General features: G+C 46.2%; 20 protein-coding genes and 1 pseudogene. 12 read left to right on the top strand and 9 right to left on the bottom strand.

The window, feature by feature from the left end:
* Window positions 1-202: 202 nt before the first annotated feature.
* Window positions 203-2,122, bottom strand: a complete 1,920-nt coding sequence (locus tag DK846_RS11380; protein WP_181391746.1) for a HAMP domain-containing sensor histidine kinase — start codon at window positions 2,120-2,122, stop codon at window positions 203-205.
* Window positions 2,123-2,200: 78 nt separating this feature from the next.
* Here DK846_RS11380 and DK846_RS11375 point away from each other — a divergent pair, with 78 nt between their 5' ends.
* The gene (locus DK846_RS11375; protein WP_109969076.1) at window positions 2,201-2,761 is read left to right on the top strand and encodes a LemA family protein; all 561 of its coding nucleotides are present in this window, start codon (window positions 2,201-2,203) and stop codon (window positions 2,759-2,761) included.
* 221 nt (window positions 2,762-2,982) lie between these two features.
* Here DK846_RS11375 and DK846_RS11370 read toward each other — a convergent pair whose 3' ends face one another.
* The 5 genes from DK846_RS11370 to DK846_RS11350 form a co-directional block, all read right to left on the bottom strand.
* Window positions 2,983-4,230 (bottom strand): diadenylate cyclase, encoded by a 1,248-nt coding sequence (locus DK846_RS11370; RefSeq protein ID WP_181391745.1) that lies wholly within the window; start codon window positions 4,228-4,230, stop codon window positions 2,983-2,985.
* A 175-nt stretch (window positions 4,231-4,405) separates the two neighbouring features.
* A complete protein-coding gene (locus DK846_RS11365) occupies window positions 4,406-6,697 on the bottom strand; it encodes a NosD domain-containing protein (protein WP_109969074.1) in 2,292 nt (763 codons plus the stop codon).
* Window positions 6,698-6,941: 244 nt separating this feature from the next.
* A complete protein-coding gene (locus tag DK846_RS11360; RefSeq protein WP_109969073.1) occupies window positions 6,942-7,799 on the bottom strand; it encodes a deoxyribonuclease IV in 858 nt (285 codons plus the stop codon).
* A 4-nt stretch (window positions 7,800-7,803) separates the two neighbouring features.
* Window positions 7,804-9,231 (bottom strand): aldehyde dehydrogenase family protein, encoded by a 1,428-nt coding sequence (locus DK846_RS11355; protein WP_109969072.1) that lies wholly within the window; start codon window positions 9,229-9,231, stop codon window positions 7,804-7,806.
* 64 nt (window positions 9,232-9,295) lie between these two features.
* Complete coding sequence (locus DK846_RS11350) at window positions 9,296-10,435, bottom strand: glycosyltransferase family 4 protein (RefSeq protein ID WP_109969071.1); 1,140 nt, start codon at window positions 10,433-10,435, stop codon at window positions 9,296-9,298.
* A gap of 533 nt (window positions 10,436-10,968) precedes the next feature.
* Here DK846_RS11350 and DK846_RS11345 point away from each other — a divergent pair.
* Genes DK846_RS11345 through trpA form a run of 7 tightly spaced genes read left to right on the top strand, consistent with a single transcriptional unit; the run spans window position 10,969 to window position 17,394 of the window.
* Window positions 10,969-12,477: an anthranilate synthase component I family protein gene (locus tag DK846_RS11345; RefSeq protein ID WP_245926531.1), complete on the top strand. Its 1,509-nt coding sequence runs from the start codon at window positions 10,969-10,971 to the stop codon at window positions 12,475-12,477.
* Window positions 12,474-13,049: an anthranilate synthase component II gene (locus DK846_RS11340; RefSeq protein WP_109969070.1), complete on the top strand. Its 576-nt coding sequence runs from the start codon at window positions 12,474-12,476 to the stop codon at window positions 13,047-13,049. The genes DK846_RS11345 and DK846_RS11340 overlap by 4 nt, the downstream gene beginning before the upstream one ends.
* Window positions 13,049-14,071, top strand: coding sequence for an anthranilate phosphoribosyltransferase (trpD, locus tag DK846_RS11335; RefSeq protein WP_109969069.1), 1,023 nt, complete (start codon window positions 13,049-13,051; stop codon window positions 14,069-14,071). The genes DK846_RS11340 and trpD overlap by 1 nt, the downstream gene beginning before the upstream one ends.
* Window positions 14,068-14,850, top strand: coding sequence for an indole-3-glycerol-phosphate synthase (locus tag DK846_RS11330; protein WP_109969068.1), 783 nt, complete (start codon window positions 14,068-14,070; stop codon window positions 14,848-14,850). Before trpD ends, DK846_RS11330 begins: the two co-directional genes overlap by 4 nt.
* Window positions 14,763-15,422, top strand: a complete 660-nt coding sequence (locus tag DK846_RS11325) for a phosphoribosylanthranilate isomerase (protein ID WP_342769665.1) — start codon at window positions 14,763-14,765, stop codon at window positions 15,420-15,422. Before DK846_RS11330 ends, DK846_RS11325 begins: the two co-directional genes overlap by 88 nt.
* The gene (gene trpB / locus DK846_RS11320) at window positions 15,419-16,600 is read left to right on the top strand and encodes a tryptophan synthase subunit beta (protein ID WP_109969066.1); all 1,182 of its coding nucleotides are present in this window, start codon (window positions 15,419-15,421) and stop codon (window positions 16,598-16,600) included. Before DK846_RS11325 ends, trpB begins: the two co-directional genes overlap by 4 nt.
* Entirely contained in the window at window positions 16,597-17,394 is a 798-nt protein-coding gene (gene trpA, locus DK846_RS11315; protein ID WP_109969065.1) for a tryptophan synthase subunit alpha, read from the top strand. Before trpB ends, trpA begins: the two co-directional genes overlap by 4 nt.
* Window positions 17,395-17,402: 8 nt before the next feature.
* On the opposite strand, the gene DK846_RS11310 is transcribed toward trpA, so the two are convergent.
* The 3 genes and pseudogenes from DK846_RS11310 to DK846_RS11305 form a co-directional block, all read right to left on the bottom strand.
* On the bottom strand, window positions 17,403-20,105 hold the full coding sequence (locus DK846_RS11310) for a PAS domain S-box protein (RefSeq protein WP_109969064.1): 2,703 nt from the start codon (window positions 20,103-20,105) through the stop codon (window positions 17,403-17,405).
* Between the two features lie 85 nt (window positions 20,106-20,190).
* On the bottom strand, window positions 20,191-20,430 hold the full coding sequence (locus tag DK846_RS17480; protein WP_146201208.1) for a hypothetical protein: 240 nt from the start codon (window positions 20,428-20,430) through the stop codon (window positions 20,191-20,193).
* Window positions 20,431-20,454: 24 nt separating this feature from the next.
* A pseudogene (locus tag DK846_RS11305) lies at window positions 20,455-20,616 on the bottom strand (flavodoxin family protein); the annotation flags it as partial.
* 271 nt (window positions 20,617-20,887) lie between these two features.
* Here DK846_RS11305 and DK846_RS11300 point away from each other — a divergent pair.
* From DK846_RS11300 to DK846_RS11285, 4 genes are all read left to right on the top strand, one after another.
* Window positions 20,888-21,364, top strand: a complete 477-nt coding sequence (locus tag DK846_RS11300) for a hypothetical protein (RefSeq protein ID WP_109969062.1) — start codon at window positions 20,888-20,890, stop codon at window positions 21,362-21,364.
* 81 nt (window positions 21,365-21,445) lie between these two features.
* On the top strand, window positions 21,446-22,306 hold the full coding sequence (locus tag DK846_RS11295; RefSeq protein ID WP_109969061.1) for a thymidylate synthase: 861 nt from the start codon (window positions 21,446-21,448) through the stop codon (window positions 22,304-22,306).
* A gap of 69 nt (window positions 22,307-22,375) precedes the next feature.
* Window positions 22,376-23,470, top strand: a complete 1,095-nt coding sequence (gene cofH, locus DK846_RS11290; RefSeq protein WP_109969060.1) for a 5-amino-6-(D-ribitylamino)uracil--L-tyrosine 4-hydroxyphenyl transferase CofH — start codon at window positions 22,376-22,378, stop codon at window positions 23,468-23,470.
* Between the two features lie 8 nt (window positions 23,471-23,478).
* Window positions 23,479-25,035 (top strand): beta-ribofuranosylaminobenzene 5'-phosphate synthase, encoded by a 1,557-nt coding sequence (locus DK846_RS11285; protein ID WP_109969059.1) that lies wholly within the window; start codon window positions 23,479-23,481, stop codon window positions 25,033-25,035.
* Window positions 25,036-25,066: the final 31 nt, after the last annotated feature.

The raw sequence follows: 25,066 nt of genomic DNA, 5'->3' as shown, positions 1-25,066 counted from the left end.
GATCAACCTATTTCATCCAAACCTGATCCAAACCCCATACCAACAATGAAGTTGCCATACATACTTCTCGATAGCATTGAGAAAAAGCATCTCGGAAGTCAATATGTCTTCATCAGAACACTCATGGATAATTATCAGGCAATACAGAAGGATAAAGAGAAAGAACTTTTCAAATAAGATAATTCAGGCCTCTTCCTTGAGTTTAAGGAGTTTCATCATCTGATGTACGCCATGCACCTTCAGGAATATGTATCTCAAATCTCCCACCTGAACCGGCAGCCCCGTTCTCTTTTATGGTCATTCCAGTTATGTGAAGGATTTCTCTGACCAGAAAGAGGCCAAGCCCGGTGTTGGAGCCGTATCCCCGGTTAAAGATCTTCTCCTTCTCACCAACCGGTACACCATATCCATCATCAGAGATCACCAGAATACCCTCTTTACCTATTGATGTGAAATCGAGAGTGATACAAGATACTTCACCACCATGTCGGACTGCATTCTCAAAGAGATTAAAGATAGCACGATTCACCATCTGATCAGCGTAGATCTCTAGTGACCCGGTATTATCCTCTATCTTCACTCCGTGGAGAGAGATTCCTTCTCTGGCATGAATTACCATATCTGCCATTCGCTGCCAGATTGGTTGATGTGAACCCATCTGCTCGTACAGCTTCGTGAATGAGATCTGCTTATGTACATTTGTAACAGACCGCTGGATAATTCCAATAAGGTATTGACTATTATTCTCCTCAGATAACAGGTCAAGAGCTCCCGTCATCACAGACAGTTGGTTGAGAATATCATGACGTGTGATGCTTGAGAGAAGATTCAATTTCCGATTAGCTGTCCGAAGTAACTCCTCAGTAGCGACTCGCTGCCCAAGTTCCCTATCCAGGTCTTCTGACTTTTGTCTGATACTGATGATGTCATCTTTAAGACGGCGAACCATCTTTCCAATACTAGCTTCAAGACGCCCGAACTCAAATCCATGGGTATGAGAAATCGGATGATCATAAGAACCATCTGATATAATCTCAATATCTGCGACAATCTGATCAATCGGATGAGTGATGTATCGGGTAACCCCAAATGCTACCAGAATGACCAAAATGATACAACAGATTGCTCCCATAAGATATGTCAGAAAAGCATTCTTCTGATGATTCCGGAGATTCTGCATATCATATGTGATCTCAATGACCTGGCCAAGTTCAGAAAAGGAGGGACCTGTTGTTTCTGGAGAAGAAACATAAATATACTTCCGGTATTGGGTTGTACCAGGCACTTTAACATAGATACTGCCCTTTGTTTTAAATGTTTGATTTAGATATTGAAGCCTGTCATCCCATTCTGTATATGGGACCAGATAGTTATCAGAGTACTGGAGACCTGCAATGGGATCATTATTATATAAAGCAAGTTTTTCAAACACAAAAACAGACTTTATACCAGGGACATTCTGAGTATAGGTGTTAGAAATGGTGGAAAATGAAGACAGATTCAGTTTCTTTATCTGATCATCAACATCTAGTGAAAGTTCCAGAATATAATGGTGATCCGGGGTCGGATGATACCCATACTTCCTGAACTCCCCACTCCCTATGGCTTTTACAATGGTATCAGATACATAGGAATTTCCAAGACGAATGGCAGTAAGGTTATCATAAAATTTGGGATATTTTTTAAAGTCCAGACCAATTTCAGACTCGTCTGTGCTTTTGATAATAACGCCTTCATCATTTATTACATACAGATCAACCTGAGAACTGAGGTCTTTCTTAATTTTGGACTTCAAAACCTGAAGATCCAATTTTTCAGGTTCATAGCCGGTTGAATTAAACTCCTGGTAAAACTCATTCGTGGCTCTCTTTAGAGAGGGTTCATAGGCAGCATCGTATATAAAAAGGGTCTCCTCCAATAGCCGAACCGACGTTTTAAGACTTTGTTCAGTATAATTCTGGCTGATAATGAACTCATTCTCAAGTGAGCGTGAATTATTTAGATAAAGTGCAGAAAAGACGATTAAAATAAGGATGATACCGATTATGAGTAGGATAGACATGAGTTGGTACGACAGCGAGTATCGTGGATTTATCAACCGTTCGTCTCCTGACCTGCCCATGTAAACCTCGATTCCCTGAAAAAATAAATGAAGGGGTAAAATATTACGCATTAGAGGAGATGATAATAACTGATCTCTATGATCCTCCTAATCGTCGCCGGTGTCGTTGTACTGGCAATAATAGGCCTTGTTATCTGGGCTGTATCACTTTACAACCGGTTCTTCAGCCTGAAGAACACACATGAGGCTACACTGGGACAGATCAAGGTTGCGCTTAAAAAACGCCTTGATATGATCGAACAACTCCTGGGCGCAGTAAAATCATATGCCGCATTTGAGAAAGATACCCTGGAGAGGGTAACTGCTATGCGTGCATCAGTTGGATCTGCCGGCGCAGGAGATCTGGCAGGAATTGAGGCTGAATCGCGCTCTATGCTGGGAAGACTCTTTGCAGTTATGGAAAATTATCCAGACCTGAAGACTTCCCAGACCGTTACATCCCTGATGGACTCGGTAAAACAGGTGGAAGATGAAATCGCCAGGCAGAGGTATACAGCAAACAACGTTGCCGAGCAATTCAACACCATGATGGATACAATCCCCTCGAACTTCATCGGGAAATTAGCGGGTCTTATCAAACTTCAGTACCTGGAATTTGCTGGGGAAGATATTGAAAAGAGACCTGACATCTCCTTTTAATTTTTTTTTCTGAAGAACAAGAAATCAGTAACGTACAGAGACAATGCCTTTCTTTTCTTCCTTAAAAAGTTATATTAATTATCTGACCAGATAAAGAACAAAAACGAATATATCTAGATTTATCGTTGATTACGGATAATGAGGATTAAGATATTGATAACCATTTCAATGGTATTAAAAACAGGAATGAAAGATCATCGCTGCCAGCCACAAGAATGAGATCACATCGTTTCAACGATAACCTTTCCTTTGGCAAAGACTCTAACAACTCCACCACTCTCTGACACTACAATTCCAAGGGAATCGGTCTCTTGGGTGATAGCAGCAACTGAAACATGCCGGGTCCCAAATCCTTTTGGCAGAGTGACTCCACTGGTATCAATAGAGATATACCGTCCGGCGGCCTCAACAATACCATTTTCCCGTATTACAAACGCTCCATCAACGAGTGATAACTCTTTGATATTCTCTCGCATATCAGGGTTTGTTATCAACCGGTCTTCTTCAGAATGGCCGGAAACAGGATTCAGAATCAGTTGTCTTGATCGTTCAAGGACCGCATTGCTATCTCCGAGGATGAACGCAGTTCCAACAGGCTTGCCTTCTCTCCCCTCCCGGGCTATCTCAAGTGAGAGCCGTAGGACAACTTTGAATATTTCTGGATCACCGGTAAAGTAGGGTTCAACATCAGCAGCAATAGCATCTAGATCGGGAAATGGTCCCGGGTTTGTCTGAAGTGAACGGGTCGAAATAGAGATTTCACCTGTTTTCACAGCTTCCAGGAATTTCCTTCGATGATATAGAACAAAACCTGCAGCAAAAAGCCCCGCAATTACAACTCCTGATGCAATCCAGATCAGGGGGTTACCTTGAGGAGGTGGAGCAGAGACTGGCCGATGATCAGTAGTATTGTTTACTCTGATACCCGTACTATTTGCAGTTGCAGGATACCCGGGATCTATTGTCAGAAGAAACCTATATGACTGATAAGCCTCGTCCCACATACCAAGACTCTCATAACAGAGTGCCTTGTGATACCAGGCATCCGCATAATAGGGTTCACGTGCAATAGCACGGTCATACTCTTCAATAGCGGCAGAATAATCACCTGCATCTTCATATGCCCGTCCCCACTGAAAGTAAGTTGAAGCTGATTCATTATCATTGAGATTTCCGGTCAGTTTTCCTTCCGGAGTTCCTGTTGCTTTTACACCTGTTGGCGTTGGTTTGACCTGTGGTATTTCTGGGGTAGGAGTACCAGAAGGGGTAACAGACGACTGATCTACAGGTGGTTTAATAACAGGCTCTTTAGTATGAATCGGAGCTATGGTTGTTTTGACCGTAGTGCTGACTGTTGCTTTGGGAGGAATTTCAAGAGATGCAAGTGTAGTGACTTGCGTTGATACAACCCCGCCAGAAGAGTCAACTGCCTCCCCCTGACCAACTGCAGATACTGCTAGAAGGAGCACCAACAGTATGCAATACCAGGGAGAGGGGTTCATGGTACAAATAACGTTTTTTTGCAAGATAAAGATAACACCCAGTATTGAGGCCTGATTTTTTTATTTTGCTGAATTATAAGATATATTTTGGGAAAGCGCCCCCTCCGGGATAGAAGGGGATACCTGAGTACCCAACCCCGGTTCAGGCAAATCCTGCCATAATGGTATGGTTAGAGGTAACATCAATGAACCGATATTCGGACATCGGACTCGTTTTGATACCATCGATCACCAAGTATGAGATCTTATGAGAATCATCAGCTGTAACGATGAATGAACTGGCTCCTTTATTTTCAACACTTACAGAACCATTCGGACTGATCGAACCTCCGGGACCTGCCGAAGCCTCAATAACATGAGACAACTGTGAAGATGTAGTCTGATTGATACCATTTGCCACGACCGTTACAGTTGGAGGCTGTGTGGCATTGACGGTCGGTATAAGGGTCTGATTAGCAGAGATGATGGCTACACCCGGAGTCTGGTTTCTGATTTCATGTGAGGGAGTTGCTGATTCAGTCTTGTTCGCTGAAGACACGGAAGTATTTTTCTGGATTGAAGGCTCGGTAGTGTTCGAAATTGGTGTAGAATTTATCTTATCCGATTGTTTTACTCCATTTTGGATAGGTTGAGGTCCAGACTGAGTGGTTGCATTAGAGGCGTGCTTTGTTAGGGAAACTGTGATCGTTGTTGTCTGACCTGATCCAGGATATGGTGAGATTGATCCTGAAACCGGAGTATATCCATCTTTTTCAACACGGTAGGTAGTGTATTCAAACCCACCCACTGGAACAGGAACCGTCAGATTCTTCTGCTGCATTGGATCGAGTTTTATTTCTGAACCCGTTGTGGTCGTCAGAATCACCCTGCCACCTGCCTCTGATACCAGAAACACTAGGTATCCATTCTGTGCAGGAAAATCCAATTTTTCAGAGGACTGGTTTACTGAAGAGGTGTTCAATCCTCCAGATTGTGAAGATCTGTTCCCAACTTTAAAGGCATCTACTGTATTGGAACCATTAACGGGTCCCGCTACCTGGAGTACCTGGCTGATTTCTGTTGGATATCCATTGGCAACGGATCTATTCAGAATTGAGTCATTTATTGTCAGGACCGGGGTTATAGTAGTCACATTGGTCACATTGGCAAACTTTGTAGTATTTGTGACGTTAGTAACATTTTTTTGTTCTATCTGTTTTTCCATGGGTGTCGGAGTCAAAGATTCCTTCACTGAGGGGACTGTTGAAATATTTTCTGATATAGATGGTTTTTCAGAATCTTTCACAGGCGTTAATTCAGGTTCTGATGTTTTATTAGAAGCAGTATCAGGGGTTGTATTAGTGACATTTGCATCAGGAATTATCTCCTGTTCTTCTGGAGCCTTGGTTGCAGTAGTGTGGGTAAGTGGGAGATAGTCGATATTGTAATCATTTATCCGGTAAGACTTATCTGCAATACCAAATCCATCTTTATCTGCCGCTGAATCTGAGTATCCCTTACCACCGGCTGCAGACCCCCAATAATTACCCCCAAGATACGGACCACCGAGAATGTTGGTGCCTGGTTTCTGGGTCGTATTCCATGAGATGTCGGTGCTGACATCATCAACCAGAACGTTCTCAAATGAACTGAAGTAATTATTTGTGATCACGGCATTATGGACATCGTTACCGATAATAAGGACTGGACCTACTTCAGTTTGAGAAAGAGTATTTCCATTAACCTCTGATTCCTTTGAGTTCTCAATCTTTAATGCTGCATACTTATTATCGCTGATTCCATTCTTCTTTACAATAGTGCCTTCAGAATCGGTAACCTCGACCCCATAAACCTTGCAGGTATTGATGGTATTTTCTTCAATAGTAGTCATTTGCGAGTTAGTGACACTAATTCCCTGGCCACAACCCTTGATGGTATTCTTCTTTAGATCAGTATTTGTTGATAGTCCCTCAACCACTACACCCGATGAGCAGTCATGGAGCTGGTTCTCCTCAACCTTGACATAATCTGAGTATTCAACACGAATGCCCACATCACATTTCACAATATCACATTTGGTGATGAGGTTTGAATCGCCCTTCTGGCCTTTTACATAGGTATAATCAATCCCGCTCTCCCAGTTTTCCAGGTTGAGATTTTTCACCGTCACATTGGTTATTGAACCGCCGTACTGATTGACGAACACACCTGCTGACTTTTCCCGCTCCTCACCACCAAGGAAATGACCAGCTCCATCTATTACCACATTTGAGCACTGAATCTGGATACCATAGATATCAGTAATATCCCTGGCATCGTCACTCAGTTCATACACACCGGGAGTGGTTATCACCGCTGGTGCTTTTATCGGCTGGGCAGCAGCCATTGTCCCAAAAAGTGCCCCCATGACAACCAGAAGGATTACCCCCCGGCTGATCTGTCCCATCCTGCTCATATTAGTTACACCTGATTACCGCTTTCCGGAAGAGGTGACCTCAAATAAACCCCTTCACCGGCCAACGCCATATTAGTAAGATTTCCTCCGGTCGGCTATAAGGTTCTCGGCTTATGACCTCTTTTTTCCATGGTAAAGCAGAAAAAGCCGGGTACTTTGAACCGCTTGGGCGCACGAAATAGCGTATTAAAAATATAAAAAAGTGCGAATATTTCAATGAGACGAGGCTTTTAAGGCTATATAATTACAGTTCATGAAAGGTAGATGTTGCAAGGCGACGTACTTCAGCGATATTTTCAGCGTCGCCGCGCCGATCATCCACCGGTGTTTCGCATATTACCGGTATTTTACAAAAATCCGGATGGTGAAGTATTGCTGCCATACCCTGCTTCCCAATGGCCCCGCATCCAATATGTTCATGCCTGTCAAGGCCTGAGCCACATTCACCTTTTGCATCATTCAGATGGATGAGATTGATTCGTGATATGCCAAAGAGATCATCTATCTGGTTTGCGACATTTGCAATCGTATCACTAGTTCTCAGATCATATCCTGTAGCAAATGCATGACAGGTGTCAAAACATATCCCGGTGTGGTTTTTATCTCCCACATTATCCAGTACTTCAGCTATCTCTTCCAGTCTGCTTCCAACCGAGTTGCGTTCACCAGCGGTGTTCTCAAACAGGAGAGTAACAGCAGGAATATCCTGATCAAAGGCTTTTAGTACAGCATCAACGACCCGGTCCCGACCAAGTCTGACATCATCCCCGGCATGACCAAGGTGAGTTACAAGATACGGAATGCCCAAAAGAGAGCACCGGCTTAGTTCAAGCACAAGGGCATCAACCGATTTGCAATACATTTCAGGTTTCTCTGAAGCCAGGTTTGGAAGATATGGCATATGAGCAAAGACCGGACAGAGTGATGAAGTTGAAACAGCATTTCTGAATGCTTCAGCGTCTTTTTCAGTGATCTCTTTGGCTGCCCATCCACGGGGATTTTTCGTAAATATCTGGAAACAGTCACATCCACGCTCTTTTGCCCGACTCGCTGCCAGGTCAAGAGATCCTGCTATTGATACATGTACTCCTGCAACAACCATGGTATCAAGGCTTTATCAGAATTGTTTTCTCTTCAAGATAATGGTCCAGTGCATAACGGCCGTTTTCTCTGCCAATTCCAGAGTCTTTTGTTCCACCAAAGGGAACTTCAGGTGGGAGTTTGAGATGCTGATTTACCCATACGATACCTGCCTGCAGCTCTTCGCATGCCCTGCTGATAACACGAGAATCATGAGTCCAGACAGAAGCGCCAAGCCCGAATTGAGTGCTATTCGCAGCAGATATAGCGTCATCAAGAGAATCAAACGGCATGACTGGAAGAACAGGGCCAAAGACCTCCTCTCTCATGACAGGAGCTTCGGGATCAAGACCAGAAAGGAGAGTCGGTTCAAAGAAGAAACCTGTGTGGTCACCCTCTCCTATCTCTTTTCCTCCGGTTGTAATCTTGCCAAAACCACCATCTACGGTCCGTTCAATCTGTCCGGATATCAGATGTTGTTGAGCAAGGGAGTGTATCGGTCCCATATCAACATCAGATCCAAGGCCGTTGCCAACTTTAAGGGACCTGATCAGGGTCTCCAGCTTGTGGACAAATTCTTCTTCTACGGATGATTCAACAAATAAACGTTTTACTGCGGTACAGGTCTGTCCGCAGTTGAAGAATCTCCCGGCAACTGCCCCTTTTGCTGCAACGGTAAGGTCTGCATCTTTGCATACGATCATAGGATCGCTCCCGCCAAGTTCGAGTGTGATTCTTTTAAAGAGCGGGGCCGCCAGTGACGCAACCCGTCTACCTGTTGCAACCTCACCAGTAAATGAGACCGCCCGGACATCAGGATGTTCTGCTATTGCCTCACCGACAACCGGGCCTGGCCCGGTAACTATCTGAAGAATATTGCCGGGAAGACCAGCTTCAACAAGGCATCCTACTAGTTGCATACAGGTCAGTGGGGCTGTTGTTGCAGGTTTGAGGACGAGTGCATTCCCGGATGCTAAGGCTGGACCCACTTTCCATCCCATGATAATTGCCGGAACATTCCATGGGATGATAGCACCACAAACGCCGAGTGGATTTCTCGATACTATCGCATGACCATACGCTGAAGAGTGACCGTAATCACCTTTTAATAGCCCGGATATCGAGGCATAGTATTCAAGAATTTTTGCAAATCCAGCAATCTCATTCTTAGACTCTTTTAATGGTTTTCCCTGTTCCCGGGTGAGAAGATTTGCAAGGTCTGCTTGTCTGCTTCTGACAAGGGCGGCTGCTCCAAAAAGCACTTTAGCACGTTCAGTTCCATCCTTAACAGCCCATTTCGGAAACGCTTCTGACGCACTTGTTACTGCTGCATCCACATCTCCAGCCGTTCCGCTGTTCACTTTTCCAACAAGTTCCCCTGTAGCCGGATTGATTACTGGAATGGTATTTGAATGTTCATGCTCATCAGCAGGAGTCTGAACCGGCTTATCCATGATCAGGGATCGTTGTCAGGAGCAAAAAAGATGAGTCACTATTGAAGAAAATGGGTGAAAAATATTAGGAATTGACTCCGGCATACATCGAATCCAGCCGGTTTGCAATCCCATTCCATTGGAAGTCGCGATACACCTTTGCCCTGCCACTGCGTCCCCACCGACGTGACCGCTCCATGTTGTCGAGGGCTTCGCAGATTCCTGCTGCGATACTGTCTGAAGATACAGATGTTCGTATTCCATCATGATATTGTTCAATGTTTTCGTGCAGGCCTCCAACATCACAGGCCACCACAGGCTTTCCTGCACTCCATGCCTCTGGAAGCACAATACCAAATGGTTCATTCCTGCTCGGGATAACAACAAGATCTGCTGCCGCAAGCAACCGGACATACTGAGTATCAGTTATGAACCCGGGGAACCGGACTGGCAAACCCAATGCCGAAGAGCGGTCCTGAAGCCATGATCTCATCCCACCATCTCCAGCCATTATTGCCTGGACGCCCCAGAATCGATCTTTTACCCGGGGCAGAGCATCAAGAAAGAGATCCGGACCTTTCTGAACTGCCATCCTGCCGATAAAAAGAACTGTCGGGGCGTAAGGATGAATTCCCATCTCCTGTTTTACAATTCCCTGATCAAGGCTTACATCAAACTGTTCTGGGACAACCCCATTTGGAAAGACCTGCACTTTCCAATCAGGAACATTATACAACTGCATTACTTCATTTTTGAGAACACCCGAGACAGTAGTCACCTGTTTTGCAATTAAACCGGCATACCACTCTTTTCCACTGATCTCGTGGTATTCCCACCAGTCACCATGATGATTTCCGTTGCGACCATATTCAGTCGAATGATAGGTAAATACCGTGTTGCGATCCTGCAAAAGATGCAGAGCCTCGGTCACATGCCAGTCATGGAAATGAAGAATGTCAAAGCGTGGGCTGTCAAGGGAGCGAAACCGGTCTGCCATCATATGACTCATATTCCGGCAGTATTCCACCACATTATTTCCATACGGACGGACCGTATGGTAGTGAACTCCCCCGAATGTGAAGTCACCATCTCCACGGGTGAAAAAGTGTACCTCATTCTTCTTTGCCAGTTCCTGTGCCAGATAGGTAGCAGCATTAGCAAGACCACCTACCCGATCCGTATAGAGTGATTCCCAGCAGAAGTATGCTATTTTTTTTCTTTCCATACGACATCTCCAGTTCTGTCAATAATCTGTGATCGAGACCGGGGTGATTTTTTTAATACGAATGTTCGGGTTTCAGTCCATCATACATTATATATTATTCAATAATCACCGCAGAGAGATTTTTCTCTACCAATACTCCCCTAATAGCATCTAAACTATATAAATTAACCTACAGGTATGAAAACAGCAGTTTTCACCAGGTTTATCTTCTGATTTTATCGGTCTGACCAAACTGTTGGTTCAATAAACACACAGAGAACTAACGTCAGCACCTCGATGAAATAACAACTTCATCTGGGTATAAAAGAACTTGCCATGCAATCAATGATGGCTTTTTTGGAAAAAATTTCTCATTTTAAGGTAAATTTACAGGATAGGAAGGAGAATAGCAAACACCAGCAACCGTGATATATTCCCTCAAACGGAGTAATAGGTACAATAATGTATAAATATGTACAAAAGCTTACATCAATATACATGATTCAGACAACAAATTCATTCAGACAGGTGATGCCGGTGGACTGGAGATCGCAGTGACAGGGAACTGCCTGTCACTGGATCTGTCATATCCTGCCTTCAGACAAATGACAGAAAACCTGTATAAACCAGAGCTTATCCCGGTAACAGTAACCATTCCAATTCCTGAAGCCTCACCCGCAGTGCTATATCAGCATCTGCGGACAGACAAGGGATTTCTTCTCGAATCAATGGAAGGAGTACCCCGCAGGGCTGTGCGATCAATAATCGGAACAGACATACAGGAACTCTTTATCCTGGATGAAACGGGGAATAATTCTGATCCTATCGGGATGATTCGAAAATTTATGAGCAAGTATGGATTATCAGGAAAATCTCCTGCAGGGTTTGCAGGCGGTCTTGTAGGATACTGCTCGTACGATATGGTAACTGATCTGAACAAAGGATATCTAGATGCAGGAAAGGAGAAGAACTGCCCGGTTGGTAAATTCATGCTCGCGAGGTCAGGAGTAGTCCTGGACCATCAAAAGAGCACCTGCATGGTTTTTTCAACTCCACTCATACACCCGGGAGACAATTTTTCCGAGATTTATCAAAAGGCAGTCAAGGAAATACAGACTCTTGCAGATAAGATTCAAAGTGCCGGTGATGAAATCCCTTCAGTTGGTAATCCTTCGTCTCCTGCACATGAGATCCCACTCACCTCTCCATTAGGAAAAGAAGATTTTGAGTCAGCGGTCAGGAAGACTCTTGAACATATCCGGGCCGGAGATATCTTCCAGGCTGTAGTCTCACGTAGGTTTCAGACACCTTATACTGGGGACCCATTCAGGCTCTACGAAGAGGTACGTTTGCTCAACCCATCACCTTACCTTTATTTCCTTGAATTTGGGGATGAGACAGTCATTGGATCTAGTCCAGAGATGCTGGTCAAGGTCGATGGAGAGGATATCTTCACAGTGCCCATTGCAGGAACGCGGCCGAGAGGAAAGGATGCAGCCGAGGATGCAAGACTGGCAGAAGAGATGCTTGCCGATGAGAAGGAGAAAGCTGAGCACCTGATGCTTGTAGATCTGGCAAGAAATGATATAGGAAAGGTTTCAGCATTCGGGTCGGTAAGAGTCAGTTCCTTTATGGAGGTTGAGAAGTTCTCTCATGTCCAGCACATGACTTCCCAGGTTGCTGGCAGGCTCGCAGAAGGACTGGACCGGTTTGATGCACTCGGTTCCTGCTTCCCGGCAGGGACAGTATCTGGTGCACCAAAACTGCGGGCAATGCAGATCATTGCAGATCTTGAGCCCCACCCACGTGGCCTGTATGCAGGAGCAGTAGGATACATAGGGTTTGATGACAGGCTCGAATTTGCTATCGCAATACGGACAACCGTGGTACGGGACGGAATCGCCAGTTTCCAGACAGGAGCTGGAATCGTTGCAGACTCTGACCCGACCAAAGAGTATGAGGAGACAAAGCAAAAAGCAGGAGCAATGCTTGCAGCCCTCTCACGAGCAAATGCAGGTGAGACCGGAATAGAAAATCAGAAGAATGAGGGAGGCCGGGTATGAACGTTACCATCGTGGACTGTTTTGACAGTTTTACCTACAATCTTCACCAACTTGTCGGAACACTAGGGGCAAACCCGGTTGCAATTACCTGCGATCAGGATATCGAGAAGATCAAGAAAACGAATCCTGATCGGATAATACTCTCACCAGGACCAGGAACACCTGAAGAATCAGGAGTATGCCGCAAGGTCATTGAACAGTACGCCGGTGTTATACCAATCCTGGGTGTCTGCCTCGGACACCAGACAATCATCCATACCTTTGGCGGTGAGATTGTTCGTCTCACAGAGCCAGTTCATGGGAAAACGAGTCATATTGCACACACGGGAACAGGAATCTTTGATGGGATCTCCCAGTCATTCACTGCGACAAGATACCATTCCCTGACTGCTGATCGGGCAAGCCTTCCGGATGAGTTCAGGATAACTGCCACATCGGAAGGGGATAACTGTATCATGGCAGTTTCACATGAGAAATTTCCATTACATGGTGTCCAGTTCCACCCGGAGAGCATCATGACCCCGGCAGGACGTCAGATTATGGAGAACTTCCTAAAAACCGGTGGTATCTGATGATTCACCAGGCCATCGAACAGGTAATTGCAGGTAGAAACCTAGGTCCAGAAGAAGCATCAGCTGTGATGGATCAGATAGCAACCGGGAATGCAACCGGAGCACAGATCGGATCCTTCCTTACTGCCCTTAGGATGAAAGGAGTTACAGCAGTAGAGATTGCCTCATTTGCAAGAGTGATGCAAAACTGTGCAATTCCAGTTTATCCTCATGTGTCAGGGATGATGGTTGATACCTGCGGTACCGGAGGAGATTCTGCCACCGGAGGAACATTCAACATCAGTACAGCAGCAGGAATCGTGGCTGCAGCTGCAGGTGTCCTGATTGTAAAGCACGGAAATAGAAGTGTTTCCAGTAGATGCGGATCAGCAGATGTTCTCGAGGCATTAGGAGTAACGATTGAACAGACCCCTGAATCTGCAGCAAGGAATGTTGAAGAGGCAGGAATCGGCTTCTTCTTTGCTCCGCAGTATCACCCGGCAATGCGACATGTAGCTCCAGTACGAAAAGAACTAGGGATTTACACAGTCTTCAACATCCTGGGCCCGCTTCTAAACCCGGCCAAAGCTCAGGCCCGTCTCATAGGGGTGTATGATCCCGAACTGGTCATGGTCGTTGCTGATGCTCTCAGAAATCTCGGGGTCGAGCGGGCTATGGTAGTTCACGGAGATGGACTTGACGAGATTACGATCACAGGACCAACACTTATAGTTGAATTAAACAACGGAATGCTAAAGCCAAGAACAATCACACCAGAAGAATTCGGAATAAAACGTTCAGGCATTAAGACAATAAAGGGTGGCGAACCAGCAGAGAATGCTGCAATCATTAGATCAGTCTTAAGTGGAACACCAGGACCTGCCCAGGATATTGTCGCCCTCAATGCCGGTGCTGCAATTTATGTTGGTGGAAAGGCTTCTGATTTCAGCAATGGAGTGAAACTGGCATATGAGGTGATTAACACGGGAGCAGCAGCAAGAAAACTGGAAGAGATGATTCAGGTATCAGGAAGGGCAGCATGATTCTGGATCAGATCGTTCAGGCTTCAACCATCAGGGCTGAAGCCCTCACACCCGGGCATATGAGCAGATTTGCAGATTCCAGAAGTATGGCTCATATAGGAAGAGAAAGATTCAGCCTTCTGAAAGCAATTACGGGTGCTGTAGATCGGAATTCAATCATCGCCGAGATGAAACCTGCAAGCCCGTCAAAGGGGCACCTTCGGGCAATTACAGATCCTGTTGCCGTTTCACAGGATCTCATCGGGGGCGGATGTTGTGCACTATCAGTGATAACTGAACCGGCATTTTTTCATGGATCCATTACGACTATTCCAGCCATCAGGGATGAGACAAAAGTTCCCATTCTTCGTAAAGATTTCATCGTTGACAAAAAACAGATCGAAGAGACGAGAAATGCCGGAGCAGACGCAGTACTCCTGATAACGGCTGTACTTGGTGACCAGCTTGGCGAGTTTGTAGATGCAGCCAGAAAGGCTGGACTTGAACCACTTGTCGAGGTTCACGACAGACAGGAGGTCAGAACTGCTCTTGATACAGGAGCCGACCTCATCGGGATAAATAATAGGAATCTAAAGAATCTCAAGACTGATCTCTCCACCACAATCCGGCTTGCACCGATGATTAAGCGGGCTGACAGGACAGTGATTGCAGAGAGCGGGGTTACCTGGCCTTGTGATATCAGGACTCTTCGATCATATGCAAACGGGTACCTAATCGGCTCAAGTATTATGGCCGCAGAAAATCCACGAAGAAGATTGGAGGGATTCGTATACGCATAAAGATCTGCGGGATCACAAGACCGGAGGATGCTCGGACAGTTGATCAGGCTGGTGCTGATGCAATCGGAGTAGTCCTCTTCTCCGATTCACCCCGCTCGGTGGAGCCTGAACAGGCAGCAGAAATATTCAGGGCAGCTGGTCCGTACATGGGTCGGGTCTGTGTTTCCCACACCAGTTCACGTTCAGAACTGGAGGAGATTCTGCAGCTCTGCCCAACTGCCATCCAGATATCAAACCCTCATCCAATGCCTTCTGATCGCACCGTTCAGGTAATCAGAGTCATTGAACCAGGGATGGATCTTCCAACATCTGTTGATACGGATGCTCTCATTGTTGATACAAGCCAGGGAAAAGGAAAACCATATGACCCCGGCTTTGCCAGGAGTGTCATGAATAAGACAACGCTTCCGGTTATCCTTGCAGGAGGCCTTAGAACAGACAATGTAGCAGAAGCAGTACGGACACTCCATCCGTACGCTGTTGATGTTGCATCTGGTGTGGAAATATCCCCGGGAATCAAGGACCCGCAAAAAATCAGATCATTCATACAAAACGCACGGTTACAATCATGAAGTTACAAACACGATTCGGTGAATACGGGGGATGTTATGTCCCTGAAACACTCATTGCAGCACTCGAAGAACTTGAAAATGCATACCTGAATATACTCCCGTCTGAAAAGTTCCAAAATGAACTTAAACAATACCTTACTGAATTTGCAGGAAGGGAGACACCTCTCACCTACTGCAAAAATATGTCAGCAGACCTTGGATGCCGGGTTTACTTAAAGCGTGAAGATCTGCTCCATTCAGGTGCTCATAAACTAAACAATGGAATCGGACAAGCCCTTCTGGCAAAGTTCATGGGCAAAAAGCGCCTCATCGCTGAGACCGGAGCCGGACAGCATGGTGTTGCAACCGCAATAGCCGGGGCTGCTCTTGGAATGAGCGTCGAAGTGTATATGGGCGAAGTGGATGTTGCCAGGCAGGCACTGAATGTTGCCAGAATGGAGATGATGGGTGCAAAGGTCATTCCGGTAAAGTCAGGGACAAAAACACTCAAAGATGCTATCAATGAAGCATTCAGAGACTGGGTGGCAACTGTTGGAGATACCCATTATCTGATTGGCACGGTAGTCGGTCCTCACCCATTCCCCCTGGTTGTCAGGGATCTCCAGTCAGTTATCGGTACCGAGACCAGAAAACAGATTCTTGAAAAGGAAGGACGGATGCCAACAGCCATCATCGCCTGTATAGGTGGAGGTTCCAATGCAATCGGAATGTTTCATCCATTCGTTGGCGATAAGGTAACCCTGATCGGTGTTGAGGCTGGAGGAGAGGGGCTTGACAAGAAGCATGGAGCCACCCTTTGTGGCGGTTCACCCGGGGTTCTGCACGGTAACTTTTCGTACATCCTGCAGGATTCCTACGGACAGATCCAGGAATCACATTCGGTATCGGCCGGGCTTGATTACCCGGGAGTCGGGCCTGAACATTCAATGCACAAGGATTCTGGAAGAGTGACATACACATCAGTAACCGATGATGAGGCACTCGATGCATTCCTGTACCTCTCACGGACAGAAGGAATCATTCCCGCACTTGAGTCCTCCCATGCAGTCGCATATGCCAGAAAGCTCGGACCTACTCTCAAAGAGGATGACATCCTCATAATCAACCTCTCTGGACGCGGTGACAAAGATGTAGCCCAGGTTATCGAACAGATGCAGATGAGAGGTGTTGCATTATGAAAACCGGTAAAGAGCAGATTGAAACGGTATTTATAGCAAATAAAAATCCGCTTCTTGTTGCATTCACGGTCGCCGGAGACCCGGACTATGAAACCAGCCTAAATATTATCAGGGAGATGGCTGCATCAGGTGCCGATATCATCGAACTCGGACTACCATTTTCTGATCCGGTAGCAGACGGACCTGTCATCCAGTGTGCTGATATCAGGGCTATGGATGCCGGAATGAACACAGACCGGCTGTTTGACCTGGTCAGGGATTTCAGGGCAGATAATGAGACTCCGGTGGTTATCCTGACCTATGCAAACCTCCTTATACGCAGGGGAATCTCCCGGTTTTATGCTGATGCTGCAGCGGCAGGGGTAAACGGCGTCGTAATTGCAGACGTTCCATTTGAGGAATCTGATCCATTCACCAGGGCAGCAAAAGAGAGTGGAATTGCTCCAATCATGATGGTAAGCCCTACTACCACAGAGGAACGGATTACAGAGATTGTTTCAAAGGCAGCCGGATTCATCTACCTTGTGGCCGTAATGGGAGTTACTGGGGCCAGGACTGGTGTAGAACATTCAGCAATCGATCTCCTCAAGAGGGTAAAAGCAAAGACATCTGTCCCGGTTGCACCAGGCTTTGGAATATCCACCCCGGAGCAGGTTCAGGAATGGGCCAAACAGGGGGCTGATGCGGTAATCGTTGGTTCTGCAATAGTGCGAAGGATTGAAGAACATATCGGAGATCCTCATGCAATTATCACCGCGGTTGGAGAGTATATCAGAAATTTGAAGCAGGCATAATCAGGCAGTTATTGCATTACTGAAATAGGTGCTGGAAGACAGACAAAAAAACTAGCTCCTTTTCCCTTTCCTTCACTTTCCACCCATACCGAGCCTTTGTATAGCATAACAAGTCTGCGAACAATTGCGAGACCGAGACCTGATGAACTTCGGTCATGACGTGAAGAATCGGCCATATAGAACTCATCAAAAACATGGTTTTTTTCATCTGTTGACAACCCTATGCCATCATCACCCACCTGAACACAGGTTCTATCCCCATTCTGGTATGACCTAATCCAGACAGAGCCACCAACTGCTGAGTACTTCACGGCATTTCCAATGAGATTATCAAACACTGTTCCTGCATCTGAAGAAGAAAAGAGGAGAGAAAGATCTGTGGGAATATCCACAGATATTTCGAGTTCTTTTTTCTGGATATAGATGCGGTGCTTCTGAAGAGATTCCAGCAGAATCGGTTGTATCAGTACCGGTTCAGGTTTTACCTCAATATCTTCCTTACTAAGTCGTGCAATAGTTAGGATCTTCTCAGTCTGATCCTGTATGGAATAGACAGATCTGAGCAAAACCGCCAGTGCCTCTTTCGTTTTCGGGTTTTCTTCTTCTTCGATAAGTGCAGGAAGAAGAGCACAAAGCGGGGTGAGCGGGGTTTTCAGGTCATGACCCAACTGGTTGATGAAATCATCCTTCTGCTTCATCAATTTTAAAACCTGTTCTGTCCGCTCCTTCACCCGCTTGTCCAGATCCTGGTTTATCTCAATCATCTGATTGGCAAGATAATCCAGTTCTTTGTTTTTGTCAGCCATCTCAGTTGCATACCGCTTGAGTTGTTCTTCTACCTTTTTCCGCCCGGTGATATCCCTTGCAACTATAAGTGCTGCAGGACTGCCCTGAAAAAAAATGGGTGCAGAAGAGACCTCAACCGTAACTTTGGAACGATCTAATCTGAAAAATTCTTCTTCAACATTGAGTGGAAAGTTAGCCTGATTTTCTGGCTCCTGAATGAGAGAACGGAATTTTTCCAGAAGGTCCTGGTGAATAAACTCAGACATATCCATACCCGCTTCATTCAATGTTTGCCCAATTCCAAGCAGTCTTGTACCGGCAGGGTTGATGAATAAAACATCTTTCCCATCATGGACAAAGATCGCATCAGGTGAGAGATCAACAAGACGCTTATACCGGTCCTGGCTTTCGCGAAGGGCATTTTCAGCAAATGTGCGATCTTCTATCTCTAATCGCAAAACTGAATTTACCCGGGTTAACTCTGCGGTCCGTTCATCAACCCGATGTTCAAGTTCCTCGCGTGACCGGACCAGTTCTTCTTCAGTGAGTTTCCAGGCAGTGATATCCCTGATACTCTCTATAGCACCAACAATTTCTCCCTGTGAATCACGGAGTGGAGAAGATGCAGCCCAGAGATACCGGCTATCTCCATCTGGAGTAAACATACAGGCCTCACCCACAACTATTTCTCCATTCCTGAAAATAGAGGAGTAATTTTTTTCGGCCTCCTCATCATTTTTGAGAGCAAGGTCTATGAGAATAGGCCTTGGAGTTCCATAGAATGGAATTGCATAGGCGTAATCCCCTTTCCCAAGAAAATCGCTTGCAGGATAACCGGTAAACTGTTCCATCGCACGATTCCAGGCAATAACCGTGCCTTCACGATCAATGACAAAAGTTGCATCAGGGAGAAAATCTATGACATTGGCAAGCCGACGTTCAGACTCCCGGATTTCCTTTTCAGAACGTTTTTGCTCTGAAATATCAAGTACAATACCTCTAAACCCGACAATGTTTCCCTCTTTGAGTATCGGTGACGAGTAGACGAACACTGGGATGATACTTCCATCCTTCCTGTAGGCACGGTACTCATGTGGAGCAGCAGTGCCTGAAAGGGGTATATTTGTCAAGTTTTCAAGTGCCCGGGGTCGATCTTCTGGGACGATAAGATCAAAAACGTTGAAACCCGGTGGCAACGTGCCTTCAGGATACCCGAAGGTCAGAAAGCCCTGACGATTTACATAGGTCATGAAACCTTTCAAATCGCATTCATACACAATCAGAGGAAGCAGGTCTGCAAGTTCCCGATACCGTTGTTCACTCTCCCTGATCTTCTTCTGGTTAGATTCCAGTTCTTTCAGATATACACAACGTTCCTCTTCGGTAGCAAGCAATTCCTCATATGCAGCGCTCAACTCGGAGTTTTTTCGTGAAAGTTCCTCTTCTCTCTCCCGCAGAGCCAGTTCAGCCCTCCAGTTTCCAACTGCTGCCTTTATTTTATGGACCAATTCAGCAAAGAGTGTCTGTGGATCTCCACTTTTCTGGAGATAAAACGTGGCACCGTTGTTTATAGCCTCCATGACAACCTCTTCCCGTCCCTTCCCGGTGAAGAGAATAAATGGAAGTGTGGAAGATACTCTTATATTCTGGAGGAGTTGAATACCATTCATTCCAGGCATCTGATAATCTGATACAATGATATCACATGCACCCCGGGAGACCATATCGAGCACTTCAGGACCGCTTGTAGCGGTGATGACATGAAGTGAACTTTTAGACTCTAGAAAAGTCTTGAAAAACCGGATGAATTCAGGGTCATCATCCACGTATAATACAGTGATGGGTTTTGAGGGAGAGGAGATCTCAAGGCCCTTTTCTGCCACATACTGATGAGGACCCCCCCTTTCATCTCCATCTTCAGACATATTTAGACCCCTTTATACAGAGTGAGTGATTGAACAACAGATGATATGAAGTACACTATCGATTCAGGCATATCAGACAATCTGATCACAAAAAGGAGTGGAACTCTTTAGATTGCAGATTATTATTACAGGGAGGCCTGTTTTTTCCTAACTGATATGATCTGTCCATTACTGAACCATTCTTTTCAACATCCTTGGGGGCGTCAAGACCACCAGCAATAATCGGTTTAGACACCGGAATCTGGAGAAATGACATCGTTAAGTTGAAGGTGTCCACAATTCCTGTGAAAGCAGTTAAGTTATCATCACCCTGCGTAAGGAGCACTGCAGCCTTTTTTCCGGGAGTTAGTCACGATTTGTATTCAGCATTAATAAGGGCGTAAAACCGATCGACAAACTGCTTCATCTGGAAGGTCATCTGTGCAAAGTAAACAGGAGTTCCGAATATGAGAACATCTGCTTCACGAATCATGGCATACAGCGACTGCATATCATCATCAATCCTGCAACCCTCATGTGACTTGCAGTACTTTCATCCCTTGCATTCGCTGATCACAAGTGATGGAATATGAACCTGCTCAACACTAGTTCCTGCATCTTTTGCCTCTACAAGAGCCTGTGAAACGAGAATTGCCGTATTCCCAGCCAGACGGGGACTTCCGACAAATCAATAACCTTCATGCACAGATCTCATCCGCACTGCACCAATAATCTTTGTTACAAGAATGATGGAGATTCCAACCAATAAAAAGGCTGAAATGATAAGCCTGCCTCAATAACATATGGATACTAGATTCCTGGTTTTTTCATTTCTATTGATTCTCCTTTTTATTCCTGGATCTATACTTGCAGAAGATTCCGCAGCAACTTCATCAAATATATCCTCAGCTGTAACAACAGGTGCACAAGAGGCACTGATGAACCTCGCTCTTGATGCCAAAGCATATGCTCTGGAAAACGGGAAAACAACTGCTCTTTCTGCGTTTTCAGATAAAGCAACTTTTGTTAGAAACGGGATGTATATATCAGCGTATAACCAGAGTGGCGTCCTCCTTTCTGATCCCTACCGTGCAGACAAGATCGGAACCTCATTCATCACCGAGGAACACGACACAGGCATTGTCAGGCAACTAAAAGACCTCGCTCAGTCTGGAGGAGGAATCCTTACTCCTGAAATGACTGACACCAAAGGGCTCACGTATTATGCTACTGACATTGATGGCGGCTGGTGGATTGTGGCAACATCAGGAAATTCATAGATACATTTTTTTGCCCATCTTCAAATCAGAATCCTGAACCTGTACGATTATTGTGGAATAAGGGCTAATACACTCACATATATGATCCTGATCCGGAAACAGACAATCGGGGAGGCACACGAGGAAGTTGTCAGAACGATAGCAGAACGATGCCAGGGAGAGACCCGGATGACAGAGGACGGAGAGGTTACGTATGATCCTGAGGAGCCGGTCTGCATCCACATCGAATCGCCGTTCAGCTCTCCGATGAAGTCAAGTGCATCTCTCTTCGGGGATCGGTTTTCAGAGCAGTACCAGAGTTCTTTGTATACCATAACCCGCAAGAAAAATGACGGAACAGACGCGACCTATACATATGGAAACCGGCTCAGGGACTACCCGGTCGCATCGCTAGCACTGAAAAAAACAGAACGTTCATTCCTGGGAAAGATCCTTGACAGTTTCATGGAGAAATGCGGGTATGTGCCTGCAGGATCTACAGGAGAGATAGAATACATCGGTGACGGAAACCTCGGTGGAATCGATCAAATTCAGACCAGTATTATTAACCGTCTCATTGAAAATCCGAGCAGCCGCCGGGCTGTTGCAATCACCTGGTCTCCGGTGATGGACATAACCCGTGATGAACCCCCCTGCCTGCAACTTGTCCAGTGCCAGATAGACAAAACAGATCATCTCAACCTGATATGTCTTTTCAGGAGCAATGACATGCTCTCTGCGTGGGGTCAGAATGCATTCGGGCTGGCCCATATGCAGAAGTTTATCCTTGAACAAATCAACCAGAGCAGAGAAAAGAAAAAACTCCCCCTTCTCACACAGGGATGGCTGGAGACGGTAAGTGTCTCTGCACATATGTATTTCACCCGTGATCAGCTAGAACTGATGAAATTTTTCCAGAAAGAGCAGGCAAAAGAGTCATTCAAATCTTTTCACAAGACCTGATCATACCCCTGCACCACCATAAAAACATCCTTTTCCCCTACGTCAACCTCATAAGGAGAACAGGAGACTATGAGAAGGATGAAACCTCTTGATCTTCTCCTCTCTGACTGTGTGGCAGGCTACCGGCTTACTCCTGAAGAAGCATCAATGCTATTCAAGGTAAAGGGGAGTGAGGTCTTTCAGGTTGCCAGGGCAGCTGATGAAAAGCGTCACCTGTTAGCAGGCGATCCCATCACTTTTGTCAGGAACCAGAACATCAACTGCACAAACATCTGTTCCAACCAGTGTGGATTCTGTGGGTTTGCAAGGCAGCAAGGTGAGAATGGCGCCTACATGTTATCAGCAGGGGAACTGTCAGCCCAGGCACGTCTTGCAACAGAAAGACATGTCACCGAAATTTGTACTGTCAGCGGGCTTCATCCAGCATTTATGCTCGATTCTTACCTGGATAATTATAAGGTAATCAAAGCTGCAGCACCACACATTCATCTCCATGCCAGCAACCCGATGGAGGTTGCATATGCTGCACGAAAGAGCATGTGTTCCACCCATGAGGTCCTGACTGCATTTAAAGAAGCTGGTGTTGAAACAATCTGTGGAACTGCTGCAGAGATCTTGTCTGATCCGATAAGGGCAATCATCTGTCCTGGAAAAATCTCCACTAATGAATGGATACGGATCATCAGGGAGGCTCATAGTCTCGGGATGAAATCCACAGCCACCATCATGTACGGCCACTGCGAGAGCGAAGAGGACCGGGCAGAACACCTCTCCATCCTCAGAACCATACAGGATGAAACGCATGGGTTTACCGAGTTTGTTCCCCTCTCATTTGTTCACCAGAAAACTGCGATCTATAAAAATGGAACTGCGCGACCCGGCGCTACCGGGAGAGAAGACATGTTGATGCTGGCAGTGTCACGATTGTTCCTAGACAATTTTCGAAACATTCAGGTGTCGTGGGTAAAATACGGGATGAAGATGGCACAGATCGGGCTCATAGCAGGAGCAAATGATCTCGGAGGAACACTCTATGAAGAGAGCATATCACGGGAAGCAGGAGCCGTTTCAGGCTCATACATGGATCCCTCAGAGATGGAATACATAGCAACAGATCTCGGCAGAACCCTGAAGGAACGTCGAACAGACTATACCCTGATATAACCTCCATCATGACCACCCCGACAGATCCAAAAACTCCGGATTATGCTGCCATGCTCCGCTCAATCGAGGAGAAGACCGGGCCAATATCTGACGCAATCAAAGCGTTGCTCATCACTGACGGGTCAGTTACAAGACTTCTCGAATGTTACAACGAATCACCGATCTCAATCCGGACAGTGACACAACAGGTCATTCCTGCAGGTGAGGAGATCGCCGAGGAGATGGAGATCAGAACAGGCGATCCGGTAAATTATCGCGTCGTTGAGATCTGCGATCAGAGTATGGATATCCCGCTTGTCCATGCAGTCTCATACTGCCCGGTCAACCGGCTCCCTGAACATGCCAGAGCGAGCCTGATGAAGGCCGATATTCCAATAGGGCATATCCTCCGTGATGAAAAGATAGAATCCCGCAGGGAGATAACCAGCATCAGGACCTTTTCAGGTTCAGATGCTCCACCTTCACTCCCGGTATCAGTGGCATCAGGAAGAGTGTTTGCACGCCGGTACCGGATTATTCATCAGAACCAGCCTCTTTTCAGGATTGATGAGTTCGTTCCTGACCACCTCTTTTCAGGTACCAAGAGAGTAACGATTCGGACTCCATCACGACTCCATCTCTGCCTCATCGATATGAACGGATCTCTTGGCAGGGTGGACGGCGGTGTTGGCATCACCCTTGACAGACCAGGATATGTAATCACGGCAGAACCCGCTCTTGAAACCAGGATCATCACTGATGATGAGGAATTGAAAACAAGAACACTCGGAATCGTGAATACCCTTGCTGAAGAGCAAGGCTATGATCCTGATGTTGCCATCAGAATCAGTGAGGTCATACCTTCCCACAGCGGCCTTGGAAGCGGGACCCAGCTTGCTCTTTCGGTTGCCACGGCCATGGCCCTGATATCAGGAAAGAAAGGCGATGACACGGCAAGAATTACCGGAAGGGGCGGAACTTCAGGGATAGGGGTCAGGGCATTTGCCGATGGAGGGGTAATTGTTGATGGAGGACACCGGTTTGGTCCTGGAAAAGAGAAAGAATCCTTCCTCCCGTCCTCGGCATCAAAAGGTGTACGCAAGGCCCCGATTATTGGCAGATACGAATTCCCAAGAGACTGGAGGATCATCCTCTGTCTCCCAGAGGCAAGGCCCGGGGCAAGCGGTCATGCAGAAAAGGAGATCTTCAGAAAGTCCTGCCCGGTTCCACTTCCCGAGGTTGAGAAGATATCACACTTGGTGTTGATGCAGATGATTCCTGCCCTTATCGAAGAAGATCTTGACCAGTTTGGCAGGTCAATAACCGCGCTCAGAAGTTACGGGTTCAAACGTGACGAACTAGCCCTGCAGACCCCCGCACTTCACAACATGCTCGATTACATGACTTCATGCGGTGCGGCCGGAGCGGGAATGAGTTCGTTTGGTCCGGCCCTGTATGCAATAACCGATACAAATAGTACCGATCTCGCCGGCGATATCCAGTCCTACCTGGATGACCAGTGCGGTGGAGAGGTCAGAGTTGTCAGGGGAAAGAACACCGGGGCATCGATCAGGTGTACCAGTTAAGGTTATAATTTCAATTGGTGCACAGGCCATG

It is taken from the genome of Methanospirillum lacunae (assembly GCF_003173355.1).
In the GTDB taxonomy this organism is placed as follows: Archaea; Halobacteriota; Methanomicrobia; order Methanomicrobiales; family Methanospirillaceae; genus Methanospirillum; species Methanospirillum lacunae.
Note: the sequence above shows the minus strand (reverse complement) of the source record. Positions and strands in the feature narration are given on the sequence as shown.